The sequence below is a fragment of the Shewanella sp. MF05956 genome (genome assembly GCF_059758055.1).
The window spans coordinates 54,684-67,961 of sequence record NZ_JCAYNV010000011.1; the positions used below are offsets into that span (position 1 = coordinate 54,684).

A 13,278-nucleotide genomic window follows, 5' to 3' on the forward strand; every position below is an offset into this window, starting at 1 on the left:
TGAATAGAGCAATCATTTTATTGATCACCTCTCAAAAGGCATAATATTAAATTAGCAGAGGTATCACTAAATCTGACTAAACTAAATTACATTCACTTTATTATTACAACTCAACAGCCTTAACTTCGCTAGCCATATCAAGATAGCGTTCGCACCTTGCCATGAGTTGCTGGCGATAATCAGCCACAAAGGCATGTTCATCTTTATCCAGCGTTGGCAGCATGGCAATCACGTCGTCTATGGCTTGCTCAATTCTGGTTGCCATTTTGGTTAAATTGCTCACTAACAAGGCTCGTGGCAAGCTAAGTTCTTCGGCGAATGAAGCCAGTTGATAAGCATAAATTTTATTAGGGTCGAATTCATCATCGATAGCCATTGCTATCTCCTGCTCGAAATCCTTATACATTGCCACATTGACTAAGTCATACCAGGGGGTCGGTACCATACCTGTGGGAGTCATGAAAAATGAGTAGTTTTTGCCATGGGCGTCAGCATTACCGCTCAGTAAATTAAATAAAGCCCACTGCAGCATATTTTGTTTAGCCGCTGCAGGATTAGTGCACTGACTGGCGAGGCTAAACAAACGAGCAAAGCTTACGCCCTCTCGAATACCTTTCACATCACGACCGGTGCCAAAGTTGCGTTCATATTTTTTGCTCACACTAAAACCAAGCGCTTGGCAGCTATCAATCATGTGCCGTCTCAATACTTTTTGATGCTCTGGGATATAACGACGATCAAAGCGTTCGACACAAAGGGATTTATGTTGACCAAACTCGACAATATCGACATTAGCAACATCGTTACCAATAGCCTTAGCCAAGCTCATGGTAAGAAACTCGTTAATCACTAAATGACGGTATGGCGCAAACTTCAAAATATGTGTGGATGCAAGCGTGCCATCTCCAAAGCCAAAGATCTTACCGTTATAAAACAGGTTTAATTTAGACTGCACCCCTGCGACTGACAGCCTTGATTTTCCATCCCACACTTCCATTGGCCATAGCTGCGGATCTTCAATTCGCTTAATCACTTCATCAGCACTTATCTCCCTTAAGGCTGTTGCCGGTATCAATGTTCCTTTGGGCGAAAAAGCGATGGCACCCGCGGTATCAAGGCCGATACCACGAATAAGGGCAAACGTATTACCACGAGATACCCCTAGCGATTCAATTAAGTATTCTAAGCCTTTATTTTCAGGTAATAGGTTGACTAAAAACATCGCAATTTGATGACTGTTAGCGGTTCCCTCTAAAGGGATCATTGGCGAAAGAGGGAAACCACCTTGTTGCCAACTATGAGAGTATTGGACCGTGAATGTCTCAGTCGCTGGATCAAATGACAGCTCACCAATTATCTGATCGCCCAGATGCATATCTAAAGTCAGTTTTTCAGCGGTACTCATCATTAGTACCACCCACTCGAATCAGCATCACTGGGCTGCGCCGCCAAAATGTTAATACCCAATCCATTAAGAATTTTGAACACAGTTGAGATATAAACATCTTCGCCTTTCTCAACACGGATTAAGGTCTTTTTAGTCACGCCACACAGCATCGCCGCCACATCTTGAGTCAGTGCCGCGTTGTTTCTGGTTTCTTTAATGAGTAAGCCTAAAGATTGTTGATTAAGTGCAGATACCATAACGTTAGTCCAAAGTGTACATTGCTACACTTTAGCCCTGAATGCCTGATATTTCAACAGTGGAGTGTAACAACCTACACTTTATAGTGGTTTACTCTTTTGCTCCTACTAAAAGTGTAACTTTGTACACTTTTTAAATACCTAAACCATTAAATGAACCAAAAGTGTAAATTGTTACACTATCGAATCGATTACGCCTTGCTTTTAAATTTAACACTGGCTTTTTTATCCATATCATAGATATTATGAGATTGATTATTATCAAGTTATGAATGGATGCTGTTGATAAATGATTCTCAAAACTAAATCACTCCAAACGACCTCATCTCCACAGGCTATTGCGGGTCAAAAGCAAGAACAGGATGTGGCCTTCTTTTTACGCCGAGCATTTAAAGATCATCCCGAAATTCTGGTTATCAACGACTTCAAATTCAGCTTTAATGATGAAACAGCTCAAATCGATCACCTGATCGTGTACACCTATGGTTTCGTGCTCATTGAATCAAAAAGCATAAAAGGTCACGTTAAAGTGAACAACCAGGGTGAATGGACGCGTAGCTATAACAGCCAGTGGGCCGGGATGCCCTCACCCATTAAGCAAGTAGAATTGCAACAAGCCTTGTTAAAGGAAATGTTGAAACACCATAAGAGCGAGATTTTAAGTAAGTTACTGGGTATAAAGCAGCAAGGCTTCAATGGACGTTGTTGGCACTATTTATGTGCAGTATCCAGTAATGCTGTCATCGACAGAAAAACCATGCCGAAACAGATTTCCGACAAGCTTTTCAAAACTGAATTTTTGGTCGATGAACTCAAAAGCATCATGAAGCTTAAACACAAATTGATCCGTTTAGTGAACGTCGCCGACACTCGTCCTGAGTTCAACCAACAAGAACTCGATTCAATTGGCCAATTTCTTATTAGCCAACATATCGACTCAAATATTCAGCAAGCTAATCATGCTCTGGTGGAACGAAAGCAAATCCAACCGAGACCATATGCACCAGAGCTTAAACCAGTACTTGAACTAGCGTTAGAGCCAGCATCAGCCCCCACTCATCATCTAGCTCAATCTAATACTGCAATGCCTCAAGCAGTAACCACATTAGCACCAACCCAGCACCCGATACTAAGCTGTAAACATTGTGGCGAATCAACGCAATACACACCAATGTATGGCAAATTCGGTTACTACATCAACTGCAACCAATGCAGTAAAAACACAGCAATGAAACTACCCTGCCCACAATGCGAGAGTAAAAATACCAAAGTCACTAAGCGCAAAGAAACCTACACATTGAGTTGTTTAGATTGTGGGTTTGAAACGCAGATTATTTAATCATTAACTGCGAGTAAAAGCATAACCTGTAATATTTAGACTAGGACGTCAAAAACATGAAAGATAAAGATAGAATTGCTGTATTTATTGATGCCGATAATGCACCAGCAAAGAAAATTGATAAGGTTCTATCCGAGCTTGCTCGCTATGGTGTGGTAAATATACGTAAAGCTTATGGTAATTGGAAAAATACTAACCTCAAAGCCTGGGAAGATGTACTACATGAGTATGCAATTCAACCCATTCAACAATTCGATTTAACAAAAGGTAAAAACGCCACAGATATGGCACTGGTTATTGATGTTATGGACGTTTTATACACAAAGAATGTAGATATTATTTGTTTGGTCTCATCAGATTGCGATTTTACCCCCTTAGTCACTAGAGCGCTTGCCGATGGTAAAACCATCATAGGATTTGGAGAACGCAAAGCCCCGATGCCATTCGTTAATAGCTGTTCTCGCTTTTTATTTCTCGATGATGACCAAAGTGAAGAGGTTCCATTACCTACAGCCACTAAAAGCTTAAACAAAAATACAAAACTCATCAGTTTATTGAGGCAAGCTATTGAAGCTGTAGAGGAAGATGACGGATGGGCAATGTTAGGACCTATAGGTACTCATATTTCTAATCATGCCTCGTTTGATCAACGTAATTATGGCTTCAAGAAGCTGAGTGATTTATTCGCATCTATAGATCTTTTTGATATGAAAAAAACCAACAGCTCAGTCATTTGGGTAAAAGACAAAAAAAGGCATAAAACGGCAAACGGTAAGGGGAAATAACTATTATTGTCTCGAGATAATTTAGTAATAGTTTACAACGATAATTTCGTAAACGAATTGACGACTATGACAGGCTCACCATGACATTCACACACCGACACGCCGTAAACTCATCCATGAGGGCTCGAACATCCCGTCCATGAGATGGACGGTCGTCTCGCAAATATTCTTGGTTCATTTCTCAGCATCAACCTAACCGACTGCCTTTAACACTTATGCCCAAGATTTAACAATGGCTGCATAGTTAATTAAATGCTTTATTTTTCAGTTTTCTTTATCTTTTACTGAATCCATTTTAGGATTTAACCTTTGATTCATTTTTTGCTTTTTTTTCAAATTTCTCAACTTTACTATAAAATCCAGATTTGAAGCAAAAACGATGTACACAGCAAAAAGTTGTACGTAACCAATAATCAAAATTAAGAACAACCCGACACCACGAATTATTGATGGATAAACTTCGTACAAGTAACTGCTCTTTAAAATTGGCACGGCTATGGCTCCTATAATAAGACTGCACATAACCAATGCAGAAAGAGCAACTACGCCAACAATAAGTGTAATTCTAGCCTCATCCTCATTTGAAAACACAACCTCGATTCTGGAAGGCTGAGTAATTTTCATAATAGCATTAGGATAAAGATAAGCGATCCAGATACCCATTATAGTGAAGACCATAGCTGAAGTATTTTGCAGAATAGACAGAAATGGTGAGAGTTCAGTAAAACTCAAATCATCTCTAAACAAAATACTAATAGTCATAACTAACATGAGTACCATTAAATGCCAAAATACAGATTTTATATTATGCATGTCATTCACTTATGAAGCTGTAGCATAACTAACCGGAAGATCCGAAGTACCAAACGGAGCCAACAACCTTTGACGATTCAAATGCATTGCATTATATAATCGCACGGTACTGTAATGCCCTGATTCATCGCTACGACCACCTATATCACTTACAACTAAAACATTCTTTACAACAAACTTGTTTAGCCAACATATTCCGCCAACACCTTCCTTTTTAAATCCTAAGTTAGCCCATTCTTCAAGATCAGGATTATAGTTCTCATGATAAGTCTCCATCATTTCCCCAAGTTGTTCAGGAGTTGGAGACGCATCGACGATTACCTCTATTCGTCTTGTATCCCTATCACTTTCACTAGAGACAAATGGTAGTTGCCCACAAAGACGCCGCCATCCAGAGCTTTGCATTTCTGCCACACTAATCACTTCACGTTTAACAAAATGAGTGATTTCTGAAGCGATACTGGCTAAGTCAGCATTATTTGTAATTTTGGTATACTGTTGACTCGAAATTCTTAACCATAAATTATCCCCCTTAGATGATGGAAAGCATACGGAAGTATACATGCCAAGTTTCCCCTCTTTTTCTTCGGTAACTTTTGGCCTTACTGTACTGTGAAGCAGTACAAAGTCTTTTAAGTACCTATTCATTACTTGTGTATCAGATACCGAGCGAGGAAATTTAATTGAGGCAAAAACATTCATCTCAGGCACAAACCAATAATACAAAGGCTCCCCCCAAATAATACTATCATCAGGATTCACATCATCTGCGTCATATAGATGATCATCATTAAGAGGCGCGTCAGATCGCAGACCATAAACACCGTCACCATTGCCTATTGCTCTCCACAAAATAACTAGATAATCACCAGTTTCTTCATTCCGGTCAATCGACTTTAGATAAACTTTCTTCCTATTAGAATATCCAACCGTTTCATCATCCCACAACAAAGTATCAGCTAGAGATGTCCGAGTTCTATACCAAGTATTTAAATTATCAAGCACATAAGCCATATCTAATGGCTCACTATAGTCAGACCCTACTCGGTGAAAGCCAAATTCCTTGTACTTAAAAAATGTAACTAATCCCTCAGCCATACGACCTCCACGAAAATACAGCAAACAATAAAAATCAATAAGATAAAGTGTATCAGCAATTTTTAGAGTTTTACTAATAGTAAATAAGGCAAATAGCGATCAGAGTAAAAGCTCAAGACAACTAACCTATAAATTCAGAACTACCCTTTTCTAAATAACAGAAAGCCCCGATACCGTTAGGTATCGGGGCTTTCTCAATTCTTTTACAAGAAGTTTAGCTTTAAGCTTTTAGGCTTGAAACAACACTTGATCTAACGCAGGAAAAATCAGCTTAGAGCAAGGCTTTTTGTCACGAAGCGTAGTGTTTTTCTACGTGAGTGGCAAAGTAACGCCGCTATAACTGATTTTAACCAGTTAGATTACATCATGCCGCCCATACCGCCCATACCACCCATTCCGCCCATATCTGGCGCAGAATCTTGTGGTACTTCAGCTATCATCGCTTCAGTAGTAATCATTAAGCCAGCAATAGACGCTGCGAACTGTAATGCACTACGGGTTACTTTAGTTGGGTCTAGGATACCCATTTCTAACATGTCGCCGTAAGTGTCGTTGCCAGCGTTGTAACCGAAGTTACCTTCGCCGTTTTTAACAGTGTTAGCCACAACTGATGCTTCTTGACCTGCGTTAGTTGCGATTTGACGTAAAGGCGCTTCCATAGCACGTAGTGCGATTACCACACCGTGCTTTTGGTCTTCGTTCAATACTTCAACATCTTTAATTTTGCTTGCTACGCGAACAAGGGCTACACCGCCACCTGCTACTACGCCTTCTTCTACCGCAGCGCGGGTTGCATGTAATGCATCTTCTACGCGGGCTTTTTTCTCTTTCATTTCAACTTCAGTTGCTGCGCCAACTTTGATTACTGCAACACCGCCAGCTAGTTTAGCCATACGCTCTTGAAGCTTTTCTTTGTCGTAGTCAGATGTTGACTCTTCAACTTGTTGTTTGATTTGAGAAACGCGTGCTGCAATTTGCACTTGGTCGCCGTTACCATCAATGATGGTGGTGTTATCTTTAGTAATGATAACGCGCTTAGCTGTACCTAAATCTTCTAGTGTGGCTTTTTCAAGTTCTAGGCCGATTTCTTCAGCGATAACAGTACCGCCAGTTAGAATTGCCACGTCTTGTAACATTGCTTTACGACGGTCGCCAAAACCAGGTGCTTTAACAGCAGCCACTTTAACGATGCCGCGCATGTTGTTTACAACTAGCGTTGCTAATGCTTCGCCTTCAACGTCTTCTGCAACCATAAGCAATGGCTTACCTGTTTTCGCTAGACCTTCAAGGATTGGCAATAATTCACGAATGTTAGACACTTTTTTGTCTACTAACAAAATGAATGGGCTGTCTAGTTCAACGCTGCCAGTTTCTGGCTTGTTGATGAAGTATGGTGATAAGTAACCACGGTCAAATTGCATACCTTCAACAACGTCTAATTCGTTTTCAAGCGCTTGGCCTTCTTCAACGGTGATAACGCCTTCTTTACCGACTTTTTCCATTGCGGTAGCAATGATGTCGCCAATTGATTCGTCAGAGTTAGCAGAAATAGTACCCACTTGAGCAATGGCTTTAGTGTCTGAACATTCTTGAGAAAGTAGCTTAAGTTCAGCAACAGCTGCGATAACCGCTTTGTCGATACCGCGCTTAAGATCCATTGGGTTCATACCCGCAGCAACTGCTTTTAGGCCTTCAACAACAATAGCTTGTGCTAATACTGTTGCAGTAGTGGTACCGTCACCGGCTGCATCGTTGGCTTTAGAAGCAACTTCTTTCACCATTTGTGCGCCCATGTTTTCGAACTTATCTGTTAATTCGATTTCTTTTGCCACTGACACACCATCTTTGGTGATCATTGGCGAGCCAAAGCTTTTATCTAAAACAACATTACGACCTTTAGGGCCTAAGGTTACTTTAACTGCGTTGGCTAGGATGTTAACGCCTGCAAGCATTTTTACGCGTGCGTCGTTACCAAATAAGACTTCTTTTGCTGCCATTTTTTGATGTTCCTTTAAATTTAATGATTAATTGGAAAGTCGATTGATGCGTGAGGCTTAGCCTACTACTGCCATCAGGTCAGCTTCTGACAGGATCAAGACTTCTTCACCGTCAATTTTTTCTTTCTTAACGCCGTAACCTTCATTGAAGATCACAACGTCGCCCACTTTAACGTCAAGTGGAGTAACTGTGCCGTTTTCTGAAATGCGACCATTGCCTACAGCAAGGATTTTACCGCGAGTTGATTTTTCTGCTGCGCTGCCTGTAAGCACGATGCCGCCTGCAGATTTTGATTCAACTTCTAAACGTTTAACGATAACGCGGTCATGTAATGGACGAATATTCATCTATGAACTCTCCTAATGATGTGATGCCCAAAAAACGAGGCTATTAACTAACAAAAAAGGGTTTTCCCCTTGATGCATGTGATATGGGGGTGATTGATCACAGATCCAAGGGGAATTTTAAAAAAAACTACACTTTTTTTAAGTCTGTTTTATTAAAGCCCGATTAATCCTGATAGAATTCGACACCTTTAAAATCCCAAACGATAGAGAATAGATGAAAGACAGACACGGGTTGCTCAGCGCACCTATTGGCCGTGTACTATTTAATATGAGCTTGCCTAACCTGATTGGAATTATGACCATTCTGGGAGGCAGTCTTGTAGACATCTTTTTTATCAGCCAGTTGGGGACAGAAGCATTAGCGGCGGTGAGCTTTACCTTTCCGGTTACCTTAGTGATTTCAAGCATTGGCATTGGTATTGGGGCTGGGGTGTCGACTAACCTTGGGCGTTTAATTGGCTCTGGCCATGCGCCCGAATCTAAGGTGTTTTTGTTTGACGCCTTGTGCATGACTTTATTGATTATTTGGGGTTTATCGATACTCGGCTGTGTGTTTATTGAACCCATCTTTAGCCTGCTAGGTGCCAACGAAGCCAGCTTACCGTTAATTAATGACTATATGTGGTACTGGTATTTAGGCGCGCCAGCACTGGTGTTGTTGATGGTGGGTAATCAAGGATTACGTGCCACGGGCGACACTCGCTCCCCTGCAAAAATTATGATGTTGGCTGCAGTAGTGAATTTAATTCTCGACCCTCTGCTTATTTTTGGTATTGGCCCATTTCCGCGCTTAGAAATACAAGGTGCCGCCATTGCCACCACGCTGTCATGGGTTGTGGCAATGTCGTTAGCCGGTTATTTGATTGTGTTCAAACGTAAACTGGTTGAGTTTGTCAGTTTTGATATTGGCCGCTTTATTTTGCACTGGAAAGCCCTTGCGCACATTGCTCGCCCTGCGGCGTTAATGAATGTGATTAACCCTATTGCCAACGGTATCATTATGGCCATGCTAGCGCGCATTGATCATGCTGGTGTCGCTGCATTTGGAGCAGGTATTCGTCTGGAGTCGGTGTTATTGATTGTGGTGATGGCTTTATCATCAAGCTTAATGCCGTTTATCGCGCAAAATTTAGGAGCCGATCAACCAGAGCGTGCCAAAAAAGCCTTATTGATGTCGCTGCAATTTGTGTTTGTGTTTCAAACCCTGTTATTTATTCCGCTGTATTTTAATGCCACAGCCATTGCCCAACTGTTTACTAGCGACCCGTTAGTGATCGATTGGTTGAGTTTTTATGTCATGGTGCTGCCCGCAGCCTATGGCCCGTTAGGCATTGTGATTATTTTTGCGACCAGTTTAAATGCTTATCACAGACCACTGAGTTCACTGGTGATTAACCTATGTCGATTAATGTTAATCATGCTGCCATTAGCGGCGCTAGGCGCTTATATTGGTGGTGTTAAAGGTATTTTACTGGCATTGCCTATCACTAACACCTTAATGGGCATTGCTTGTTATTATCTGGCCACTCAAATTAGCGAACCCGAGCACATTAAGCACAGTGTACCGTGCGGCGATAAAACCAATGGGGCCAATAATGGTCAGCGTTATGATAACGACCACGACAGTAAATCTGAGCGTAATAAAGAACTGTTGCGCACTAATACTAATCCCTCAGATTAATTCGACATTAACCTTATGCCCAACGCTTGCCTTTAGCGGGCGTCAGTGAGTTAATATCATTCATTATTCTCCTTAACATTCAGCCGTATTATCATGAAAAAATCCCTCTATGCCGCATTATTGTCGGCCATTATTTGTCCTGGCAGTGGTCAGGTTTGGTTAGGTAAAAAATGGTTGGGCTGGGGGTTTATTAGCGTCAGTTTGCTGTGCGTGATGGTGTTAATGAAGCACATTATTGGCCGGGCGCAAGTGATTGCCGATCAGATTTTGGCCGGCAATATTGGCAACGATTTAAGTGCCATTTACGCCGAGGTGTCTAAAGCGGCGCTCGACACACAATCGGCTGACTTGTCTGCCATCACCTGGTTGTTTATTGCTAACTGGGTGATCAGTATTGCCAGCGCATTTTGGTTAGGAGCCAAACAAGATAAGCAGCGACAAACAAAAACAGCCGACTAAATCATAGGTAGTCGGCTGTTTTTGTTGATTGGGTACAGACTCATTGAGTTACTTTTTATCGTCTTTTGGATCTATTGGCTCAACATCAATAATGTCGTCGGCAGATTGCTTTTGCTCTATATGATGACTGCGTGGCTGCTCGTCTTTACGCTCAAAATCGCCATCAAACGTATTGCCGTTTTGGTCATCTGGGTTTTGTCCGCCAAATGGACCCGATTGACCAAATGGGTTTTGTCCTGCACTGAATCCACCTTTAAAGCCCCCATTAGCAACCACGCGTAATTGCATACGTTTATATAAAAACGCCGCAATGGGTGCTCGGGTAAATGGGGTTAATAAAATTAAGCCGATAAAGTCAGTCACAAAACCTGGGATAAGTAATAACACCCCTGCTGCGGCTAACATCATGCCTTCTACAATTTCTTGCCCTGGCGCTTCGCCACGCGCAAGCTTTTGCTGCACGCTCATTAAGGTGCTTAACCCCTGGCTACGTACAAGCGACACTCCGACAACGGCAGTAAATAACACTAAGCCCACCGTGGTCCATGAGCCAATGGAGCTTGCCACTTCAATCAACACATTGAGCTCTACAACCGGAATAAGTACAAATACTAACAATAAAATAAAAAACATATTGGCCTCTAATCATCGCTTTTTGTTACAGTTGGCGACGGGGTAAATAATATAGTAGCGACGTATAATTATACGCTAGCGACCTAAAAAATAATGCCGATGAAACTTAAATGGGGGTTATCGGGTCTGTTTTCAAGACAGGTCACGATTATCATCTGTGTTTAGTGAAAATTCCGCGAAATAAGCGTAATGTGATGACGCTTTTAGTATAACGCCTTTAACTTAAGTAAACTTTAAGACTATATATGTATAAACCCAAGCAACTCGTGATTTTAACCACGTGTCCAGATGCCGAAACAGCAAAAACTATTGCCACGGCACTCGTTGAAAACCAATTGGCTGCTTGTGTGCAAATAGGCCAAGCCATAGAGTCTGTTTACTGTTGGAACAATGAAATTTGCCAGTCACAAGAAGTGCCATTGCAGATAAAATGCATGGCAGAACAGTATAATGCCATTGAGCAACTTGTGATCCAAATGCACCCTTATGAAGTACCTGAATTCATTGCCACTCCGATTATCGGTGGTTTTGGCCCTTATCTACAATGGATAAAAGACAACTCATTATCATGAAAAAAATCGTCGTATTCTGCCTTACATCATTGCTATTGATGTCATCAATCATCCTCTCGCCAACGGTACACAGTGCCAATAGCACGAGTAACACATTTAGCTTTTTAAGCAATGAACCCAAGCTGATGCCAGTGAAAGAGGCATTTGCGTTTGATTATGAGCAACAAGGTAATCAACTCAAAATCAGCTTTGTGATTGCCGACGGTTACTACTTATATCGCGATAAGTTGCAGTTTTCTGCGAATGGCGCAGTGATTGGGGATATTGAATTACCTCGCGGTAAAAACCATCACGATGAATATTTTGGCGACCAGGAAGTCTATTACTCGTTTGTAGAGATCCCAGTTGCGCTTAAGCAAGCTGACGCTGACGCGCTATTACAGGTGACGTTTATGGGTTGTGCAGAAGGCACATTATGCTATCCGCCAACCAAAAACGACGTCAAATTAACGGCTGTTGCTGATAACGACGGTTACATCGCCACCAAAAAAGTCATTGGCGCGCCAGAAGCAACGCAATCAGTTGCTGACACCGAAACGACAAAAGCACCTATTACTCAACAAGACACGCTTAACCAGATGCTGCAAAACGACAGCCTACTATGGACCTTAGTGATCTTCTTTGGTTTAGGTATCGGTTTAGCGCTTACACCTTGTGTGTTTCCTATGTACCCTATTTTGTCGGGTATTATTGTTGGCCAAGGTAAAAAGCTGTCTACCGCTAAAGCCTTCACCTTATCAATGGCCTATGTGCAAGGCATGGCAATTACCTATTCTTTATTAGGATTAGTGGTTGCCTCTGCCGGACTTAAGTTTCAAGCGGCACTGCAGCACCCTGCCATTTTGATTTTCTTGGCAGTGATGTTTGTATTATTAAGCTTGTCGATGTTTGGCATGTACGATTTGAAACTGCCATCCAAGTGGCAAGAAAAAATGAATTCGATGTCGAACAACCAAAAAGGGGGCAACCTGATTGGTGTGTTCATGATGGGGGTGATTTCAGGCCTTGTCGCGTCACCTTGTACTACCGCGCCATTGTCAGGCGTACTGATTTATGTGGCGCAGTCTGGCGACTTGCTGCAAGGCTTTTTAGCATTGTACGTTCTCAGTATGGGCATGGGCTTGCCGTTATTAGTGATTGGTACTTCTGGTGGTAAAATCTTACCGCGTGCAGGTGCCTGGATGGACATCATTAAAACCATATTCGGTTTCTTACTGATTTCGGTCTCTATTGTGATGGTGGGTCGTATTTGGCCTGGCCTAGTATCAGACTTATTGTGGTCGATATGGGGCGTGGCGCTAACCGGCTACCTAATGCACCAAAATAAACTCAGTGAATTTAACTGGAAACAAACCACCCGTGGCGTATTACTGTTGCTGACATTGTTAGCCAGTTTCTCGTATGGTTTCCAGGCGCTTATGGCAGGTTTTGGCCATGAGACACCAAGCATTACTCAAGCGGGTATTGAGGGCAAAGGTAAAACCGAAGCGAATCACTTTATTCGCATTAAGTCGCTGGCTGATTTAAACCTCGAGCTCGATAAAGCCAGCATTAGCGGTAAAACCGTGATGTTAGATTTATACGCAGACTGGTGTGTTGCCTGTAAAGAGTTTGAGGCCATTACCTTTAAAGACAAAGAAGTGGCTAAACGTTTGGATCAAATGATTTTACTGCAAGCCGACGTTACCGCCAGTGATGACATTGATATTGAATTACTGGAACATTATGGCGTGCTGGGCTTACCCACGTTATTGATGTTTAACCAAGACGGCGAGCAACGTGAAGACTTACGCGTAACCGGGTTTATGGGCCCAAAAGACTTTGCCGCTCATCTTGATCTGTTATTAGCTAAATAAATTTTAAAATTAGCTAAATAGAATTTAAAAACTAATTAAAAACAGCATCTTTA

13 protein-coding genes are annotated in these 13,278 nt (G+C 41.8%); 6 read left to right on the top strand and 7 right to left on the bottom strand.

The genetic code is table 11. The features are described from left to right. Positions 1 to 103 precede the first annotated feature (103 nt). Entirely contained in the window at positions 104 to 1,405 is a 1,302-nt protein-coding gene (locus tag AC19MX_RS13315; protein ID WP_498298820.1) for a HipA domain-containing protein, read from the bottom strand. Between the two features lie 2 nt (positions 1,406 to 1,407). After that, positions 1,408 to 1,644 (bottom strand): helix-turn-helix domain-containing protein, encoded by a 237-nt coding sequence (locus AC19MX_RS13320; RefSeq protein WP_498298660.1) that lies wholly within the window; start codon positions 1,642 to 1,644, stop codon positions 1,408 to 1,410. Positions 1,645 to 1,933: 289 nt separating this feature from the next. Here AC19MX_RS13320 and AC19MX_RS13325 point away from each other — a divergent pair, with 289 nt between their 5' ends. Further along, complete coding sequence (locus tag AC19MX_RS13325; RefSeq protein WP_498298662.1) at positions 1,934 to 2,983, top strand: nuclease-related domain-containing protein; 1,050 nt, start codon at positions 1,934 to 1,936, stop codon at positions 2,981 to 2,983. Positions 2,984 to 3,039: 56 nt separating this feature from the next. Continuing rightward, positions 3,040 to 3,768, top strand: a complete 729-nt coding sequence (locus AC19MX_RS13330) for an NYN domain-containing protein (RefSeq protein WP_498298664.1) — start codon at positions 3,040 to 3,042, stop codon at positions 3,766 to 3,768. A 264-nt stretch (positions 3,769 to 4,032) separates the two neighbouring features. Here the strand turns inward: AC19MX_RS13330 and AC19MX_RS13335 are convergent, their stop codons facing one another. The 4 genes from AC19MX_RS13335 to AC19MX_RS13350 form a co-directional block, all read right to left on the bottom strand. After that, positions 4,033 to 4,581 (bottom strand): hypothetical protein, encoded by a 549-nt coding sequence (locus AC19MX_RS13335; protein WP_498298666.1) that lies wholly within the window; start codon positions 4,579 to 4,581, stop codon positions 4,033 to 4,035. A 9-nt stretch (positions 4,582 to 4,590) separates the two neighbouring features. Next, positions 4,591 to 5,679, bottom strand: a complete 1,089-nt coding sequence (locus tag AC19MX_RS13340; protein ID WP_498298668.1) for a hypothetical protein — start codon at positions 5,677 to 5,679, stop codon at positions 4,591 to 4,593. 359 nt (positions 5,680 to 6,038) lie between these two features. Further along, the gene (groL, locus tag AC19MX_RS13345; RefSeq protein ID WP_498298669.1) at positions 6,039 to 7,676 is read right to left on the bottom strand and encodes a chaperonin GroEL; all 1,638 of its coding nucleotides are present in this window, start codon (positions 7,674 to 7,676) and stop codon (positions 6,039 to 6,041) included. Positions 7,677 to 7,733: 57 nt separating this feature from the next. Continuing rightward, a complete protein-coding gene (locus AC19MX_RS13350; protein ID WP_011639076.1) occupies positions 7,734 to 8,024 on the bottom strand; it encodes a co-chaperone GroES in 291 nt (96 codons plus the stop codon). Positions 8,025 to 8,238: 214 nt separating this feature from the next. On the opposite strand from AC19MX_RS13350, the gene AC19MX_RS13355 reads away from it, so the two are divergent. Together AC19MX_RS13355 and AC19MX_RS13360 are read left to right on the top strand one after the other, a co-directional pair. Beyond that, positions 8,239 to 9,705 carry an MATE family efflux transporter gene (locus tag AC19MX_RS13355; RefSeq protein ID WP_498298671.1) on the top strand — a complete coding sequence of 489 codons (1,467 nt, stop codon included), beginning with the start codon at positions 8,239 to 8,241 and terminating at the stop codon, positions 9,703 to 9,705. A 93-nt stretch (positions 9,706 to 9,798) separates the two neighbouring features. Continuing rightward, complete coding sequence (locus AC19MX_RS13360) at positions 9,799 to 10,164, top strand: hypothetical protein (RefSeq protein ID WP_498298673.1); 366 nt, start codon at positions 9,799 to 9,801, stop codon at positions 10,162 to 10,164. Between the two features lie 48 nt (positions 10,165 to 10,212). Here AC19MX_RS13360 and AC19MX_RS13365 read toward each other — a convergent pair whose 3' ends face one another. Further along, positions 10,213 to 10,797, bottom strand: a complete 585-nt coding sequence (locus tag AC19MX_RS13365; RefSeq protein ID WP_498298675.1) for an FxsA family protein — start codon at positions 10,795 to 10,797, stop codon at positions 10,213 to 10,215. A gap of 245 nt (positions 10,798 to 11,042) precedes the next feature. Here AC19MX_RS13365 and cutA point away from each other — a divergent pair, with 245 nt between their 5' ends. Then, positions 11,043 to 11,369, top strand: a complete 327-nt coding sequence (gene cutA, locus AC19MX_RS13370) for a divalent-cation tolerance protein CutA (RefSeq protein ID WP_432400987.1) — start codon at positions 11,043 to 11,045, stop codon at positions 11,367 to 11,369. Beyond that, positions 11,366 to 13,225, top strand: coding sequence for a protein-disulfide reductase DsbD (locus AC19MX_RS13375; protein ID WP_498298677.1), 1,860 nt, complete (start codon positions 11,366 to 11,368; stop codon positions 13,223 to 13,225). Before cutA ends, AC19MX_RS13375 begins: the two co-directional genes overlap by 4 nt. Positions 13,226 to 13,278 lie beyond the last annotated feature (53 nt).